This is a genomic window from Croceicoccus marinus, from assembly GCF_001661675.2.
Lineage (GTDB): Bacteria > Pseudomonadota > Alphaproteobacteria > Sphingomonadales > Sphingomonadaceae > Croceicoccus > Croceicoccus marinus.
Genome location: NZ_CP019602.1, coordinates 1015572 through 1031500, shown reverse-complemented (window position 1 = coordinate 1031500; position 15929 = coordinate 1015572). Strand labels below are relative to the sequence as shown.

At 65.2% G+C, this 15929-nt stretch carries 16 protein-coding genes; 9 read left to right on the top strand and 7 right to left on the bottom strand.

Annotated elements, in window-relative coordinates; genetic code table 11:
- Window positions 1–152 precede the first annotated feature (152 nt).
- The 5 genes from recA to dapA form a co-directional block, all read right to left on the bottom strand.
- On the bottom strand, window positions 153–1223 hold the full coding sequence (recA, locus tag A9D14_RS04965; RefSeq protein WP_066843498.1) for a recombinase RecA: 1071 nt from the start codon (window positions 1221–1223) through the stop codon (window positions 153–155).
- 105 nt (window positions 1224–1328) lie between these two features.
- Entirely contained in the window at window positions 1329–3776 is a 2448-nt protein-coding gene (locus A9D14_RS04960) for a hybrid sensor histidine kinase/response regulator (RefSeq protein WP_066848305.1), read from the bottom strand.
- Window positions 3773–4336: a DUF2062 domain-containing protein gene (locus tag A9D14_RS19985; protein ID WP_232468781.1), complete on the bottom strand. Its 564-nt coding sequence runs from the start codon at window positions 4334–4336 to the stop codon at window positions 3773–3775. Before A9D14_RS19985 ends, A9D14_RS04960 begins: the two co-directional genes overlap by 4 nt.
- Window positions 4337–4541: 205 nt before the next feature.
- Window positions 4542–5024: an SsrA-binding protein SmpB gene (gene smpB, locus A9D14_RS04950; protein WP_066843496.1), complete on the bottom strand. Its 483-nt coding sequence runs from the start codon at window positions 5022–5024 to the stop codon at window positions 4542–4544.
- Window positions 5025–5101: 77 nt separating this feature from the next.
- Window positions 5102–5992 carry a 4-hydroxy-tetrahydrodipicolinate synthase gene (dapA, locus tag A9D14_RS04945; RefSeq protein ID WP_066843494.1) on the bottom strand — a complete coding sequence of 297 codons (891 nt, stop codon included), beginning with the start codon at window positions 5990–5992 and terminating at the stop codon, window positions 5102–5104.
- A gap of 183 nt (window positions 5993–6175) precedes the next feature.
- Here dapA and A9D14_RS04940 point away from each other — a divergent pair, with 183 nt between their 5' ends.
- The 3 genes from A9D14_RS04940 to A9D14_RS04930 all read left to right on the top strand — a co-directional run bounded on the left by A9D14_RS04940 (window position 6176) and on the right by A9D14_RS04930 (window position 9190).
- Entirely contained in the window at window positions 6176–8158 is a 1983-nt protein-coding gene (locus A9D14_RS04940) for a lytic transglycosylase domain-containing protein (protein ID WP_232468779.1), read from the top strand.
- Window positions 8159–8226: 68 nt separating this feature from the next.
- Window positions 8227–8706 (top strand): GreA/GreB family elongation factor, encoded by a 480-nt coding sequence (locus A9D14_RS04935; RefSeq protein ID WP_066843488.1) that lies wholly within the window; start codon window positions 8227–8229, stop codon window positions 8704–8706.
- The gene (locus A9D14_RS04930; RefSeq protein ID WP_066843485.1) at window positions 8699–9190 is read left to right on the top strand and encodes a hypothetical protein; all 492 of its coding nucleotides are present in this window, start codon (window positions 8699–8701) and stop codon (window positions 9188–9190) included. Before A9D14_RS04935 ends, A9D14_RS04930 begins: the two co-directional genes overlap by 8 nt.
- 57 nt (window positions 9191–9247) lie before the next feature.
- Here A9D14_RS04930 and A9D14_RS04925 read toward each other — a convergent pair whose 3' ends face one another.
- Window positions 9248–9916, bottom strand: a complete 669-nt coding sequence (locus tag A9D14_RS04925; protein WP_066843482.1) for an outer membrane protein — start codon at window positions 9914–9916, stop codon at window positions 9248–9250.
- A 291-nt stretch (window positions 9917–10207) separates the two neighbouring features.
- Between A9D14_RS04925 and rlmN the strand changes: the two genes are divergently transcribed.
- Both rlmN and A9D14_RS04915 read left to right on the top strand, forming a co-directional pair.
- Window positions 10208–11470: a dual-specificity RNA methyltransferase RlmN gene (gene rlmN / locus A9D14_RS04920; protein WP_198302051.1), complete on the top strand. Its 1263-nt coding sequence runs from the start codon at window positions 10208–10210 to the stop codon at window positions 11468–11470.
- Window positions 11467–11922 (top strand): GNAT family N-acetyltransferase, encoded by a 456-nt coding sequence (locus A9D14_RS04915; RefSeq protein ID WP_232468777.1) that lies wholly within the window; start codon window positions 11467–11469, stop codon window positions 11920–11922. Before rlmN ends, A9D14_RS04915 begins: the two co-directional genes overlap by 4 nt.
- Here A9D14_RS04915 and A9D14_RS04910 read toward each other — a convergent pair.
- Complete coding sequence (locus A9D14_RS04910) at window positions 11919–12314, bottom strand: winged helix-turn-helix transcriptional regulator (protein WP_332459781.1); 396 nt, start codon at window positions 12312–12314, stop codon at window positions 11919–11921. The two genes, A9D14_RS04915 and A9D14_RS04910, sit on opposite strands and share 4 nt — an antisense overlap.
- Window positions 12315–12410: 96 nt before the next feature.
- On the opposite strand from A9D14_RS04910, the gene A9D14_RS04905 reads away from it, so the two are divergent.
- The 4 genes from A9D14_RS04905 (at window position 12411) to A9D14_RS04890 (ending at window position 15838) form a co-directional block, all read left to right on the top strand.
- A complete protein-coding gene (locus A9D14_RS04905; RefSeq protein ID WP_066843476.1) occupies window positions 12411–13004 on the top strand; it encodes an FMN-dependent NADH-azoreductase in 594 nt (197 codons plus the stop codon).
- Between the two features lie 211 nt (window positions 13005–13215).
- Entirely contained in the window at window positions 13216–13572 is a 357-nt protein-coding gene (locus A9D14_RS04900; RefSeq protein WP_066843473.1) for a glycine zipper 2TM domain-containing protein, read from the top strand.
- Window positions 13573–13670: 98 nt separating this feature from the next.
- Window positions 13671–14441 carry an SDR family oxidoreductase gene (locus tag A9D14_RS04895; RefSeq protein ID WP_066843470.1) on the top strand — a complete coding sequence of 257 codons (771 nt, stop codon included), beginning with the start codon at window positions 13671–13673 and terminating at the stop codon, window positions 14439–14441.
- A 101-nt stretch (window positions 14442–14542) separates the two neighbouring features.
- Window positions 14543–15838 carry an SAM-dependent methyltransferase gene (locus A9D14_RS04890; protein WP_066848286.1) on the top strand — a complete coding sequence of 432 codons (1296 nt, stop codon included), beginning with the start codon at window positions 14543–14545 and terminating at the stop codon, window positions 15836–15838.
- The last annotated feature ends 91 nt before the right edge of the window (window positions 15839–15929 follow it).

Genomic DNA, 15929 nt, shown 5'->3' with positions numbered 1-15929 from the left:
TCGACAAGAAGCCATCGCAACGAAAGCCCGTTCCGTCTCGATCGAAATGCCGATTGCCTGCCCGCCGGACCGGGTCACGGCAACGCAAAGGGGCGGGAAATCGCTTCCCCGCCCCTTCATCCATGTCGTATATGGCGTGCCGGATCGGGCGATCATTCGTCGCCATCATCCTCCGTGCCCGGATTGGTCATCATCTCTTCGGCGACCTTGTCGGTCTTGGTGCGAATCGCCGATTCGAGCTTCTGGCAGAGTTCGGGGTTTTCCTTGAGGAACGTCTTCGCATTCTCACGCCCCTGCCCGATGCGGACGCTGTCATAGCTGAACCATGCGCCCGATTTCTCGACCAGGCCCGCCTTGACGCCAAGGTCCAGGATCTCGCCGATCTTGGAGATGCCCTCGCCGTACATGATGTCGAATTCGACCTGCTTGAACGGCGGAGCGACCTTGTTTTTCACGACCTTCACGCGGGTCGCGTTGCCGACGATATCGTCGCGGTCCTTGATCTGCCCGGTACGGCGAATGTCGAGCCGGACCGAGGCATAGAACTTCAGCGCGTTGCCGCCGGTCGTCGTCTCGGGGTTGCCGTACATAACGCCGATCTTCATGCGCAGCTGGTTGATGAAGATCACCATGCATTTCGACTTGTTGATCGAACCGGTAAGCTTGCGCAGCGACTGGCTCATCAAGCGGGCCTGAAGGCCGACGTGGCTGTCGCCCATCTCGCCCTCGATCTCGGCGCGCGGCACCAGCGCCGCCACCGAATCGACCACCAGCACGTCGATGGCGTTGGAACGCACCAGCGTGTCGGTGATCTCAAGCGCCTGCTCGCCCGTGTCAGGCTGCGAGACGATCAGCTCGTCGATATTGACGCCCAGCTTCTTGGCATAGACCGGGTCGAGCGCATGCTCGGCATCCACGAACGCCGCCGTGCCGCCCGTCTTCTGCGCTTCTGCGATGGCATGCAGCGCCAGCGTGGTCTTGCCCGAGCTTTCCGGGCCATAGATCTCGATGATGCGGCCCTTTGGCAGGCCGCCGATGCCGAGGGCGATGTCCAGTCCCAGCGATCCGGTCGAGATCGCCTCTACATTCATCGCTTCGCGGCTGCCCAGCTTCATGGCCGAGCCCTTGCCGAATGCCCGATCAATCTGGGCGAGTGCGGCGTCCAGCGCCTTTTGACGATCCACGGCGGATACCCCGTTCACAAGTTTCAGATTTGCTGCCATTTCGCGGCCCCCTGATGCCTAGTCCGTTGCCCCCAAAGGTCAACTGCATGGACAGCTATGTATTGCATATGTTCCACTAGAACAAGTGGAGAACAAAGAAATTTCCTACATGCTGCCATCTCCGGTTTCCGCGGGTTTCGCGGCCGCGGCGTGCTCACCCAGGATAGCCCCAACTTTCTTTCCAATTTGTGCAACGGAAAACGGCTTGGGCAGGAAATGCATGCCGGTGAAGTCGATTTCGCGCCGCAACTGCTCCTCGGCATAGCCCGACATGAACAGCACCGGCAGGTCGGGCTTCAGCTCGCGAATCTCGCGCGCCATGGCGGGGCCGTCCATCGTCGGCATGACGACGTCCGATATCACCATGTCGAATTCGCCCCCGTCGCGCACGATCTGCAGGCCTTCTTCGCCGTCCTTGGCGGTGGTGACCTTATAGCCTTGCCGGGTCAGCGCGCGCTCTGCCACCGCGCGGACGGTATCCTCGTCCTCGACCAGAAGGATCGCGCCGGTGCCGCCGAACACGGCGCGCGGCTCGGCCTCGGCCTGCTTGCGGGCGGGTTCGGAACCCGCGACCGGCACATGGACGGGCAGATAGACCGCGAAACGCGCACCCTCGCCCGGATGGCTGTCGGCGAAGATATAGCCGCCCGACTGCTTGACGATGCCATAGACCGTCGACAGGCCCAGCCCGGTGCCCTTGCCCATCTCCTTGGTCGTATAGAAAGGCTCGAAGATCTTGCCGAGCGCGTCGGCCGGGATGCCGGTGCCGGTATCTTCCACCACCAGCGCGGTATAGTTGGCAGGCGGCAGCACCTCGTTCTTCATGGCGCGCACGTCGCGCGGGCCGATCCTGCGGGTCGAGATGGTCAGCACGCCGCCGTCGCTGTCGCTCTTCGACATCATCGCGTCGCGTGCGTTGACGGCCAGGTTGATGATCACCTGCTCAAGCTGCTGCGGATCGGCGCGCACCGCGCCCAAAGCACGGTCATGATCGACGCGCAGCTGGATCTTCTCGCCAATCAGCCGCTTGAGCAGGTTCGACACCTCGCTCACCACGTCGGGCAGTTGCAGGACCTGCGGCCGCAGCGTCTGCTGGCGCGAGAATGCCAGCAGTTGCCGGGTAAGCGACGCGGCGCGGTTGGAGTTTGCCTTGATCTGCTGGATGTCGTCGTAATCGCTGTCGCCCGGCGCGTGGCGCAGCAGCATCAGGTCGCAATAGCCGATGATCGCGGTCAGCACATTGTTGAAGTCATGCGCAACGCCGCCCGCAAGCTGGCCCACGGCCTGCATCTTGGTCGCTTGCGCGACCTGCCGCTTAAGCCGCGTCTCCTCGGTCGTGTCCTTCAGGCTGAGCAGAACGGCGGCATCGCCGAGGCCGCGCACGCCCGCGAGGCTGAGCGTCACCGGCTCGTCGGGGCTCGCCTCAAGCCGCACCGGCATCGCGCCTGCCGAGGACGAGCCCGCGGCATGGCGGCGGATCGCATCGGCGAAAGGGCCCTTGTCCTCGCGCACTACCAGATCGCTCGGGAACGGCGGGATCTCGCCCTGCTCCTCCAGCCCGGCGGCCCGGCGGAACGCCTTGTTGGCGAACAGGAAGCGCCCGTCGCGATCGGTCATCGCCAGGCCCAAGGGCAACAGCGCAAGCAGCGCCTCGATCTCGGGCAGGGCGGCGGAATCGCTGGCGCGAATGCCGCCGTCGAGGATCAGGAACAGCGACGGCGCGCTGTCGTCCACCGGCAGGTCGGGGTCTGCGATCGGGAAATGCAGCAGGCGCAGATCCTCGCCGCTCGTCCCCTCGCGCGCATAGAAGATGCGCTCGTAATCGTCGGCGGTCAGGAATTCGACGAATTCGCGGCCTGCCAGTTCGGATTCGCTGTCGCCTGTCGCGCGGCGCAGGAAGTCCTTGTTCGCGCCCATGATCTCGCCATCGGCGTTCACGGCGGCGGCCTGGATTCCGGCGCGCGACAGTGCCTTGCCCAGCTTGTCGCCCAGTTGGCGGGTTACGCGGGCACCCAGGTCGACCATCTCGACCGGAGCGAGTTCCCAGACCAGATAGTCCTGCCCCCGCCCCGCGCGCCGCACGTCGGCATGCCAGCGGCCACTGGTGCCGACCAGCGATTCCACCCGGCAGGCCCCCGTGCGCCAAGCCTCGCGAGCGGCTTCGCGCAGCCGTTCGTTCGATGCGTCGTCAAGTGCAAGATCGGGCGGGGCGCTGTCGAAACCGAACCATTCGCCATAGCGCGTATTCGCGCATACGACGCGTCCCGCCCCATCGGTGATGACGGCGGCCATGTTGTCTCGCTCGATCGCGGATACGGTGACCGACCAGTCGGGGGGAGCAAGGTTTTCACGCGCGGGCACGGCGTTACGCGCGGCCAGCGTCCGCAGGGCCAGCGCGAATACCAGCACGGCGCCCGCATAGGCGGCAGTCAGCAGCCACAGCCCGGTCAAAAGCTGGATGACGACGGCACTGGCCACCAGTGCCAGCGCGACGGGCAGCCAGTCAGGCCAGCTCGACAGCCCGCGCGGCCCGGTGACGGTGTTGCCGCTCAGTTTTCCGATCCCATGGCGGCCATTTCGCGGCGGCGGCGAATGGTGCGGAACCGCTTGCGCCCGATCCACCAGCGCCAGCCCCACGAGGACAGCACATAGCCGATCACCGCCATCACGATCGCGAGCACCATGAATCCGAATACCGTCACTCCGGCAAGCTGGAACAACTCGCGCAGCCAGTCCAGCCGTCCGCCCTCGATCTCCTGCATGGCGGATTGTGCGGTTGTCGCATCGGTGTCGAGGATGAATGTACCGACGCGGTTCGCGGCGAGCGCCCAGATCGGGAAGGTGAACGGGTTGGTGACGAAGGTGACCAAAGTCGCGACCGGGACATTGGCACGCGTCGGCAGCGCCAGGAACGCCGCGAGGAAGATCTGGCCAAGCGGCACGATGAAACCGGCGAACAGGCCCAGAGCAACCCCGCGCGGGACAGACCGCCGCGTGAAGCGCCATAATTCGGGGGACAGGAAACGATGCGCGATCGGCGCCAGCCAGCGATTGCTGGCCAACCCCTCGCGAGTGGGCATGTTGGCGCGCGTCCAGCGCTTGATACGGCTCATCACCGGAGAACCCATCGAACCTTCCTGACCGCGCTGTTCCGGTTCACCGTTTCGACTCCGGTCCGGGGGCGGCTTGCGTTGCCCCGTGATAGGGCGAAATGGCTACACAAGTCATGAACGGACAGGCTGAAATTCGACCAACCCGCGATTTTTTCCGGCTCAACCGATGATGCACCCGGCGGCGGCGTCCGCGCGATGGCGGCGCCTACCCGTTCTCCCGCATCAGACGGGCCTTGTCGCGCTGCCAGTCGCGGTCCTTGATGGTCGCGCGCTTGTCGTGAGTCTGCTTGCCCTTCGCCAGCGCAAGCTCGACCTTGGCGCGGCCCTTGCCGTTGAAATAGACCGACAAAGGGATCAGCGTCATGCCTTTGCGCTCCACCGCGCCAAGCAGCTTCTCGATCTCGCGCTGGTGCAGCAGCAGCTTGCGCGGGCGCTTGGGCTCGTGGTTGAAGCGGTTGCCGTGGCTGAATTCGGGGATGTTGGCGTTCACCAGCCATGCCTCGCCATCACGCACCTCGGCATAGCTTTCCCTGATCGAACCCTCGCCGAAGCGCAGCGATTTCACTTCGGTGCCGGTCAGCGCGATGCCGGCCTCGAAAGTTTCATCGATAAAATAATCGTATCGCGCCCGCCGGTTATCGGCGACGGTTTTCACTTTTTCGAACGCGGAGGGTTTGGGGCGGGCCATGGGTTCAATCTAGGCGCTGCCGGCCCCTTGCAAAAGGGGCGGCGGGGTCAAAATTCGGTCGGCGGCAGGTTGGGGCTTCAAGCGGTTTCCAGAAGACCCGCGTGGACCAGCGCCTCGTCCACCGCCTTGCGCGCCGCCTCGCTGCAGGCGGTCAGCGGCAGGCGCACCGAATCGTTCAGCCAGTCGTGCACGCGGCTCAGCGCATATTTCACCGGTGCGGGCGAGGAATCCTCGAACATCGCGTAATGCAGCGGATAGAGCCGGTCGTTGATCTTGCGGGCCAGCGCGAAATCGTTGTCGACGCAGGCCTGCTGGAATTCCGCGCACAGCTTGGGCGCGACATTCGCGGTGACCGAGATACAGCCCGCCGCGCCAGCCGCATTGGCGGGCAGCGACAATTCGTCGTCGCCCGAAAGCTGGCAGAAGCTGCGCCCGATGCCCATGCGGTGATCGACCACGCGCGACAGATCGCCACTGGCGTCCTTGATGCCGACGATCCGGTCGGGAAACAGATTGACCAGGTCGCACACGGTCTCGGGCTCTATGTCGGTGACCGTCCGGCCGGGCACGTTATAAAGCACGATCGGCAGGTCCGAATGCTTCGCCAGGTGCGAGAAATGCGCGATCAGCCCGGCCTGGCTGGGCCGGTTGTAATAGGGCGCGACGACCAGTGCCGCATCCGCGCCGTATCGAGCCGCGTGCTCCATGTGCATAAGTGCGGTGGCCGTGTCGTTCGATCCGCAACCCGCTATAACCGGCACGCGGCCCGCCGCCTGTTCCACGCAGATCTGGACCACGCGGTGATGCTCGTCGACAGAGAGGGTGGACGCCTCGCCCGTGGTGCCGCAGGGGACCAGCGCGGAGGATCCGCTCTCGATCTGCCAGTCGATCAAGCGGCGGAACGCGGCCTCGTCGACCGCGCCGTCCGCGAAGGGGGTGACCAGTGCCGGAATCGAACCCGAGAACATTTTTGGAAACGCTCCTGAATACAGTATCTTGCTGGCGGGACTTCCCGCGCTTAGGCGGGATCGATTTGCCAATCCTGCCGTTCATTCGCTGATAAGGAGGGACCCCCTACTATGTCCAGCATGGACACCCAACGCATTTCTCGCCTTTTTCCGCGGCTTCGTGCAGGGGCCGCACCGCTTGCCTTGCTCGCGCTGACCGCATCGCCCGCCTGCGCAGAGGAAAACACCGCTGTCCAGCAGCAGTCTCCGCAAAGCTTCGGCACCATCCAGTGGAAGCCCGGCGACTGGGAAAGGGCCCGCGCGCGGCATCTTGCGGTGCGGCCCGGCCCGATGGCCTATGCGGTCACGCGCTGGCAGCAGCTGAAGCAGCAGCCTAACCCCAGTTTCACCGAGGTTTCGAACTTCATCACGCAATATCCCGGCCTCCCCGACCAGGAGAGCCTGCAGGAAAAGGCCGAGGGACGGCTCGACGGCGAATATGTCGATGCGGCGCGGCTGGTGACGTTTTTCGACACGCATCCGCCACTGACGGGACAGGGCCAGGCGCAATATGCGCTAGCCTTGCGCGCGATGGGGCGCCCGCAGGCCATCGATGCGGCACGCCGCGCGTGGCGCGCGGGCGCGATGTCGCCCACGGCGGAGGCTTCGCTGTCCGCGATGTTCGGCGGGGCCTTCACCATGGCCGATCACGTCGCGCGCGTGGACGAGCTGCTCTGGCAGAACGAGGGTGAGGCCGCCGCGCGCCAGATGCGCTATATCACCGGCCCGGAACGCAGCTTGATGATGGCGCGGCTTGCCGCGGCGCAAGGCAGCGATCCGACCGCCCTTGGCCTGCAGGTGCCTGCCGCGGCGGCGGGCGATGCGGGCTGGATCTTCAACCGAGCCCGCCAGCTGCGGACCTCGGGCCAGCAGGCGGCGGCGCGGTCGTTCATCGTGAATTCGCCTGCGCTTTCCCAGCTTCCCGGCGATCCGCTGCTGTTCGTGCGCGAGATGCGATACCAGGCCGATTCCGCGCTTGAGAGCGGTGACATCGGCAGCGCGGTCCGCATCGCGCAGCGCGCCGACGCGGCATTCGCGCCGGGCACCGACGTGTCCAAACTGTCCGGCCCGATCCGCGACGAGTACGAGAAGCTGTTCTACAATGTCGGCGATGCGGCGATGCGGCGCGGCGACAATGCCAGCGCGGCGCGCATGTTCGCCACCTATGGCGCGTCGCAGCTGACCGCGCCTGCCCGCACCAAGGGCTTTTACTTCGCCGGGGTTGCCGCGCAAAAGGCCGGCATGGCCGATTTCTCGCGCGCCGAGTTCGAGAAGGCCGCCGCCTATCCCGACCAGTTCTATGGCCAGATGGCGCTCGAAAGACTGGGCCGTCCGCTGAAGATCCCGGCAGGCAGGCTCGGCTCTCCCACTGCCGAGCAGCGGGCCGAGTTCCAGCGCCGCCCACTGGTGCAAGCCGTGCGCGAGGTCGGGCGCACCGGTGACTGGCGCACCGGCGTCGCCTTCTTCAAGGAACTTGGCCGCCAGGCCGAAACGCCCGAGGAATATGCACTGATCGCCGAGCTGGCGTATGAGACCGGGCGCCGCGACCTGGCCGTCATCGCCGGGCGCGAGGCTTCGACCAAGCAGGTATATGGCTTCTCGCCCTATGGCTTCCCCCGGATCGACGTTCCGGCGGGCGGCGACTGGACGATGATCCACGCGATCGCGCGGCAGGAAAGCCAGTTCGCCACCGATGCGGTCAGCCACGCGGGTGCGCGCGGGTTGATGCAGCTGATGCCCGGCACTGCGCAGGAACAAGCGGGCAAGATGTATCTGAGCTATAATTCGGGATCGCTGATCTCGGATCCGCAGTACAATATCCGGCTCGGCTCCGGCTATTTCTCGCGCATGATGGACGTGTTCGGCGGATCCTATCCGCTGGCTATCGCGGCATATAACGCGGGACCGGGCAATGTCGGCAAATGGCTGCGCGCCAATGGCGATCCGCGCACCGGCCAGATCGGCTGGGTCGAATGGATCGAGGCGATCCCGTTCAGCGAGACCCGCCGCTATGTCGCGCGCGTGCTGGAGAATGCCGCCTATTACGACGCGCTCTATCCCGATGCGGGCAAGCGCAGCGGCGATTATCCGCTGAGCTATTACATGGGCAAGCAGCCGGGTCGCTGATTGCATTTCCCATCGATAATTTCGCGGGCCGGGTGACTTCGTCATCCGGCCCGCGCTAGTCACGGTGCATGAAACCGACCGGAAACCCCGTCACGCCGCAGGGCTTTGCCGCGATGCGCGCACGCTATGACGTGCTGTTGGGCAAGGACCGGCCCGAAATCGTCGAGATCATCAGCTGGGCTGCGGGCAACGGCGACCGCAGCGAGAACGGCGACTATATCTATGGCCGCAAGAAACTGCGCGAGATCGACCGCGAGCTGTCCCGCCTCGCCCGCAGGATGAAGGCCGCGCGCGTGGTCGATCCGGCGGAGCAGCCCGACAAGGAGCGGGTCTATTTCGGTGCCACCGTCACCATCGCGGACGAGGACGACGAACATCGCACCCTGACCATCGTCGGCGACGACGAGGCGGATGCGGGCGCCAACCGGATCGGCTGGGGCAGCCCCCTCGCCCGGGCCTTGCGCGGCGCATCGCCGGGCGATCTGCGGACCGTGCGCCTGCCCGCGGGCGACAAGGAATGGGAAGTGGTCGGGATCGCCTATGGCTAGGCGTTTCGCGCTGCTGGCCGTGGCCCTGCTGCCTGTGGCCCTGCTGGCTGCGCCCGCCATGGCCGCGCCGCAGGCGATCTCGGTCCATGCGGGCTGGGGCGCGTTCCAGGATGGCCGCCGCTGCTATGCGATCGCAGAGGCCCAGCCGTCGAGCGCCGCGCGCGAATTGCAGCCGTTCGCCTCGATCTCGCTCGCCCCGGACGCGCCCGCGCTGCAGGTCAGGCTGTCGCGCGTTATCCGCACGGGCAGCGCGGTGACCCTGCAGATCGGCAGTCGGCGTTTTCGCCTGGCGGGACAGGGCGCCACCGCGACCAGCCGCGATGTCTCCACCGGCGGCAGCAGGGCGATCATCGCCGCACTGCGCGAAGCCGATACGATGGTGGTGCATGGCCGCGACCAGCGTTCGCGCTATTTCCGCGACATCTATGACCTGACCGGCGCGCCGACGGCCATCGACGCGGCGCTGGTCACCTGCGCGCGCTGAATACGAAAAAGGCGGAACCGGTTGCCCGGCCCCGCCCTTTCTCGAACCGACTAAAGCCTAGAAGCGATAGCCGACCGAGCCGACGATCTGGTGACGATCGGTGTCGATGTCGAAGCGGTCGCTTTCGATATCGTTGCCGTAGTCGAACTCGGCCTCACCATATTTCGAATAGCGATATTCGAACTTGGCGAAGCTGTTCGGCGACATCGCATATTCAAGGCCGGCACCAAGGCGATAGCCATCGGTGTCGATATTGTCCTTCAGCTCGCTTTCGCCGTCGCGCGCCAGCACGTTGAAGCGCGCGTTGGTGTAACCCGCCTTCACATAGGCGAGCAGGTCGGGCTGGACCTTGTAGCCGGCGCGCGCGCCGATGTAGAGGTCGCGGCCAGTGTCGACGCGGCCAAGGCCGAAGCCTTCGAAATCGCGGCCGTCGCTGAATTCGGTCTTCGCGGTCGAATCGGTATACTCGCCCTCGACGCCCAGCACGGTGCTGCCCATGTCGATGTCGTAGCCAAGGCCGACACCATAGAGCAGGCCGTCGATGCTTTCATCGTCCTGGTCGTTGATGTCGTTGTCGGAATCCGACCCGGCGGTGGTGATGTCGTAGCCAATGATCGCCTCGACGCGCGGACCCGAGAAGTCGTAGTCGTTCATCTGCGCGTGGGCCGGCATGGCGACGGCGGCGGCAGCGGTCCCTGCGGCGGCCATGGAAATCAGCTTTTTCATAAGTACTCCAGTCTTTTCCCTCATTGCCCCTTTCACGGGGCATGGACCGGGAGAATGCTCGGACACAATGTTGCGTTTCATGAACATAAGACAACAAGTCAACTTGTCTCATATTTCACACAGTCTGCCGGGGAGCGGTGCGGATTTTGCGGCAAACGCCATAAGATACAACGCGATACGGAACTTTTCCCGCAGATGCGAATTCGCGTGCGCCCGAAGATGTATGAAGTCGTTCGGGGGCGTCGGTCCCACTGGCGCAAGCGCTTGGCGTGGACTATATGGAAGCGCATCATGACAGTAGTGCCAGCCAACATGCCCATCCCGGGCCATATCGACCCCGTGCCCGTCCCCCGCCCGATCACCGCGCGCGAGGATGGCCGCCTCGACCTGCTCGGCCTGCCCAGGAAGCAGATCGCCGATCTGTTCGAGGATGCGGGCCTGGACAAGAAGCAGGCCAGGCTGCGCGCCAAGCAGGTCTGGCACTGGATCTATCACCGCGGTGTGTCCGAGTTCGAGGCGATGACCGACATCGCCAAGACCATGCGCCCGTGGCTGGCGGAACGCTTCGTCATCGCCCGGCCCGAAATCGTGGAGGCCCAGCATTCCAGCGACGGCACCCGCAAATGGCTGCTGCGCACCGCCGACAACCATGACTACGAAATGGTGTTCATCCCCGACGCGGATCGCGGCACGCTATGCGTGTCGAGCCAGGTGGGGTGCACGCTGAATTGCCGGTTCTGCCATACCGGGACGATGCGGCTGGTCCGCAACCTGACGCCGGGCGAGATCGTGGGACAGGTGATGCTGGCGCGCGATGCCCTGGGCGAATGGCCCCGCGGAAACGAACCTGCGCGGCGCATGGATGACCTGGGGGACGAGAGCGAGAGCGACTATACGGCCGACGGGCGGCTGCTGACCAATATCGTCATGATGGGCATGGGCGAGCCGCTGTATAATTTCGACAATGTGCGCGACGCGCTGTCCATCGTGATGGACGGCGAAGGACTTGCGCTGTCCAAGCGGCGCATCACCCTGTCGACCAGCGGCGTCGTCCCGATGATGGAGCGCTGCGGGCAGGAGATCGGCGTCAACCTGGCCGTGTCGCTGCACGCGGTCAGCAAGGACGTGCGCGACGAGATCGTGCCGATCAACCGGAAATACGGGATCGAGGAATTGCTGCAGGCCTGCGCCGACTATCCCGGCGCGTCGAATGCGCGGCGCATCACCTTCGAATATGTGATGCTGAAGGACCGGAACGACAGCGACGAGGATGCGCGCGAGCTTGTCCGACTTCTGCGAAAGTATGACCTGCCCGCAAAGGTGAACCTGATCCCGTTCAACCCCTGGCCCGGCGCACCCTATGAATGTTCGACGCCCGAACGGATCCGCGCCTTTTCGAACATCGTGTTCGAGGGCGGCATCAGCGCCCCCGTCCGCACCCCGCGCGGGCGCGATATCGACGCGGCCTGCGGGCAGCTGAAGACGGCGGCGGAAAAGAAGAGCCGCGCCGAACTCGACCGCATCGAGGCCGAGAAACAGGCGGCACTGGGGTGAGCATTTCCTTCCGACGCGCCACGCGCGACGATCTTCCCGCGATCGTGATGCTGCTGGCCGACGACGTGCTGGGCCGCTCGCGCGAGATTGGCGGCGAGCCGCTGGATCCGCGCTATGTCGCCGGGTTCGAGGCGGTAGACGCAGATCCCCGGCAGACGCTGGTAGTGGCCGAACTGGACGGCGATATCGTCGGCACGATGCAGATCACCATCCTGCCCGGCATCGGGCGCCTGGGCGCGGTGCGCGGGCAATTTGAATCGGTGCATATCGCCGAAAGCCTGCGCGGACAGGGTCATGGCGCGGCGATGATCCGCTGGGCGATGGATCACTGCCGCGAACAGGGCTGCGCCTTCGTGCAGTTGACCAGCGACCGGCGCCGCGCCGGCGCGCACAGCTTTTACGAAGGGCTGGGATTCGCGCCCAGCCATGTCGGCTACAAAAAGTTCCTCTAACCCTCTTCGCGCAAATCATAGGCGGCGCGCGCTTCGGCCACGGTGTCCCTGTTCGCCACCGCCCAGTCGCCCAGTCGGCTGACCGGCTCGCGCAGCGATTCGCCCAGCGCCGTCAGCGCGTAATCGACGCGCGGCGGCACGCTGGGTGTTACCGTGCGGCTTACCAGGCCGTCCCGTTCCAGCCCGCGAAGCGTGCGGGTCAGCATGCGCTGCGAAATGCCGTCTATCTCGCGCCTCAGCTGGTTGAAGCGCATCGATCCATAGCCAAGCTGCATCACGACCTGCATCGACCATTTGTCGCCGACGCGGGACAACACCTCGGTCACGGCGGGGCATGCGGCGGGCGAATGGCCCGGCACGGCATCGCCTTCGCCGTCGCGGCCCCCGGTCACACCGGTGTGCCTAGCGAACGGTTCTGTGCCTTCTTGCAGGCGGGGCCGGGTAATCTCCATATGGCGGTAGTTATCGTTTGATACCGGAGTTGTCACATGAAAATCCTGAGAATTGATTCCAGCACCACAGGCGCAAGTTCCGTCACGCGCGAGATGACCGGCCTGATCATGGAAAAGCTGAAAGCCGATAATCCCGATGCCGAAGTCGTCACCCGCGACCTGGGTGTCGAGCCGCTGGCCCACCTCAACCCCATCACCACCGGCGCGATCCGCATGGGCGAGGATGACTGGACCGACGACATGAAGGCCGCCGCTCCGCCCGAAAAGGCCATCCTGGACGAATTCCTGTCCGCCGATGTCGTGGTGATCGGTGCGCCGATGTATAATTTCACGATTCCCTCGGCGCTCAAGTCGTGGATCGACCGGCTGGGCGTGCCGCGCGTCACCTTCCGCTATTCGGAAGACGGGCCCGAGGGTCTGGTCGACGGGCACCGCATCATCGTCGCATCGGGCCGCGGCGGCAGCTATGGCGACGACAGCCCCGCCGATTATCAGGAAGGCCTGCTGAAGACCTTCTTCAACTTCATCGGCGTGACCGACATCACGATCATCCGGGCCGAAGGCGTCGGCATGCCCGGTGGCCGCGAAAAGGCTATGGCCGCCGCGAAGGAACAGATCGCCAAGCTGTAACGGGGCCAAATGGTTGGTTCCTTATCCTGCTGCCCGGTTGATTGCTTATGGTTATCAACGGGTTAACTGCAGTTCATCGTCAGGCGGAAACCATTCAAACGTCATAACCGATGATAACAGCTTTGTTCATCCAGCGTTCGGCGTTCCTGAAGCATGCTGCATGCAAAGGTCGCGGGTCTCGCGGCGAACAGATGAGGAAAGGGACGAATAGATGAGAATGGCCTTGATCGGAACCGTACTGGCCGCCGCTGTGGCGATCCCGGCTGCTCCTGCCGCTGCCGACCCGCCGCCGTGGGCACCTGCCTATGGCAAGCGCGCCAAGGACCGCCATTATCACGAACCGCGCCGCATGAACTCGGGTGATCGGTACTGGCGCGGGGACGATGGCCGCTATCACTGCAAGCGCGACGACGGCACCACCGGGCTGATCATCGGTGCCGCCGGCGGTGCCCTGCTGGGGCGTGAGATCGACGGCGGGCGCGACCGCACCACCGGCACCGTGCTCGGTGCTGCCGCGGGCGCGCTGATCGGCCGCGCGATCGATCGCGGCGACGCACGCTGCCGCTGACAGCCATTCGGCGCGATCGGGGCCGGGAAGTGCAGACTTCCCGGCCCTTTTTGCATCGGCTCTTTCAAATCCCCGCCAATCATGGCTAGTTGCCCGGCATGACCAAACCTGCCGTCCTGATTACCGGAGCCGCCAGGCGCCTGGGCGCCTGCATGGCCCGGCGCTTTTCCGAAGACGGCTGGCATGTCGTGATCCATTATCGCGGTTCCGCCGACGCGGCCAAGGCGCTGGCCGCATCCCTGCCCAGCGCCGAGACTGTCCAGGCCGACCTGTCGGATGACGGCGCGGCGGAAGCGATGATCGGCCAGTTGGCCGCGCGGCTTTCCGACTGGCGCGCCTTGGTGAACAGCGCCTCGGTTTTCGAACATGACGATGCGGCGCGCGTCGATCCCGCGATCTTCACACGCGCGATGCGGACCAATGCGGCCGGTCCGGTGCTGCTGGCGCAGGCCTTTCTGGCAAAGGCGCAGGCACCGGGCGGGCGGCGCGTGGTCAATGTGCTGGACCAGAAATTGTGGAACCCCAATCCCGACTTCTTCTCCTATTCAATGTCCAAGGCCGCGCTGGGCATGGCGACGCGCATGCTGGCAATGGCGCATGACGGCGGGGACGACCGGATATACGGCCTGGCGCCGGGCGCGATGCTGCCCAGCCACGACCAGCAGGCGGACGAGCACCAGACCAGCGGCCGCATGAACCTGCTGCAACGGCTGACCCAGCCCGAGGAACTGGCCGACGCGGCGGTTTTCCTGGCCGAAGGACATCTGGCCAGCGGAGAGACGATCTGCGTCGATTCGGGCCAGCACCTGCTGTCGCAGCCGCGCGACGTGCTGTTCATGGCCCGCGGCGAAAGCGATGCCCGCGGCTGACGGGGAAAAGCCGCCTCGCGCCTTGAACCGCTGCGAACAGGGCATATTCTGCAATTTCCCCCGCCATCCGCAGCATGGCGTCCGTTCAGGAGAACCCGTCCATGCCCGGCGCCAAGCGTCTTCTTGAAACCCTGCTTGCCAAGGCGGTCAAACGCGGGCGGCTGACCGTGGCCTATTCCGACGGTTCGACCCGTTCCTTCGGCACGCCCGACGGCATCATGCCCGAGGTCGGGATCCGTTTCACCGACAGGAAGGTCCCGCGCGACATCGTGATGGACATGCGGCTGGGCGCGGCCGAAGCATTCATGGACGGCCGGCTGATCGTGGAGAGCGGAGGCGGGATCATGGAGATGGTCGAGCTGCTGCAGGGCAACAACCATTGGGACGCGGGGCAGCGCATCTCCCCTCCCCGCTTTCGCCGGCGCATGGCCGACCGGCTGAAATTCATCGCCACCCAGTTCAACAAGGCGACCAGTTCCAAGGCCAATGTCGCGCATCATTACGACATCGGGAACGACCTCTATCGGCTGATGCTGGATGCGCCGCACATGCAGTACAGCTGCGCGTACTGGCCGCGCGAGGGCATGACGCTGGAGGAAGCGCAGACCGAGAAGCTGGCCCATATCGCCGCCAAGCTGGACCTGAAGCCGGGACAGCAGGTGCTGGACATCGGCTGCGGCTGGGGCGGCATGGCGATCTTCCTTGCGCGCCATGCCGACGTGAAGGTTCTGGGCATCACGCTGAGCGAGGAGCAGCTGGCCCTCGCCCGCCAGCGCGCCGAGGCCGCCGGGGTCGCCGACCGCGTGACGTTCCGGCTGGTCGACTACCGCGACCTGGCGGCGGAAGGCGCGACATTCGACCGCATCGTGTCGGTCGGTATGTTCGAGCATGTCGGACAGCCGCAGTTCGAAACCTATTTCCGATGCTGCGCACGGCTGATGAAGGAAGACGGCGTCGCGCTGATCCACACCATCGGCCGCATGGGCAAGCCCGGCACGACCGATGCGTTCACCCGCAAGTATATCTTCCCCGGCGGCTATATCCCCGCCCTGTCAGAAACCGTCGCGGCGAGCGAGAAGGTGCGGTTGATCGCGTCGGACGTCGAGACTTTGCGCCTGCATTACGCGTTGACATTGCGCGAATGGTACAGGCGCTGCCTGGACCACAGGGACGAGATCGTCGCCATGTACGACGAGCGGTTCTTCCGCATGTGGACGTTCTACCTGTCGGGCGCGACCGCCGCGTTCGAAAGCGGCGGCATGTGCAATTTCCAGATCCAGTATGTCCGCAGCCGCCATGCACTGCCGATGCACCGCGACTATATGGCCGAGGCGGAGCGGTCGATCATGGCGGACGAGAACGCACCGGTCCGCAAGACGGCACTTTCTTCCGCCTGAAGGGGGCCGCGTGCCCCTTGCCCGCCGTTTCGCTCTGTCCTAGTGGCGCGCTGCGACGCGCGTTCGCGCCGCAGCCGCCTACGCATCCTGA

What these genes read in the sequence shown, in the direction of transcription:
- recA (WP_066843498.1), bottom strand. Translation starts at nt 1,223, where the DNA reads ATGGCAGCAAATCTGAAACTTGTGAACGGGGTATCCGCCGTGGATCGT.
- A9D14_RS19985 (WP_232468781.1), bottom strand. Translation starts at nt 4,336, where the DNA reads ATGAGCCGTATCAAGCGCTGGACGCGCGCCAACATGCCCACTCGCGAG.
- smpB (WP_066843496.1), bottom strand. Translation starts at nt 5,024, where the DNA reads ATGGCCCGCCCCAAACCCTCCGCGTTCGAAAAAGTGAAAACCGTCGCC.
- dapA (WP_066843494.1), bottom strand. Translation starts at nt 5,992, where the DNA reads ATGTTCTCGGGTTCGATTCCGGCACTGGTCACCCCCTTCGCGGACGGC.
- A9D14_RS04935 (WP_066843488.1), top strand. Translation starts at nt 8,227, where the DNA reads ATGAAACCGACCGGAAACCCCGTCACGCCGCAGGGCTTTGCCGCGATG.
- A9D14_RS04930 (WP_066843485.1), top strand. Translation starts at nt 8,699, where the DNA reads ATGGCTAGGCGTTTCGCGCTGCTGGCCGTGGCCCTGCTGCCTGTGGCC.
- A9D14_RS04925 (WP_066843482.1), bottom strand. Translation starts at nt 9,916, where the DNA reads ATGAAAAAGCTGATTTCCATGGCCGCCGCAGGGACCGCTGCCGCCGCC.
- rlmN (WP_198302051.1), top strand. Translation starts at nt 10,208, where the DNA reads ATGACAGTAGTGCCAGCCAACATGCCCATCCCGGGCCATATCGACCCC.
- A9D14_RS04905 (WP_066843476.1), top strand. Translation starts at nt 12,411, where the DNA reads ATGAAAATCCTGAGAATTGATTCCAGCACCACAGGCGCAAGTTCCGTC.
- A9D14_RS04900 (WP_066843473.1), top strand. Translation starts at nt 13,216, where the DNA reads ATGAGAATGGCCTTGATCGGAACCGTACTGGCCGCCGCTGTGGCGATC.
- A9D14_RS04895 (WP_066843470.1), top strand. Translation starts at nt 13,671, where the DNA reads ATGACCAAACCTGCCGTCCTGATTACCGGAGCCGCCAGGCGCCTGGGC.
- A9D14_RS04890 (WP_066848286.1), top strand. Translation starts at nt 14,543, where the DNA reads ATGCCCGGCGCCAAGCGTCTTCTTGAAACCCTGCTTGCCAAGGCGGTC.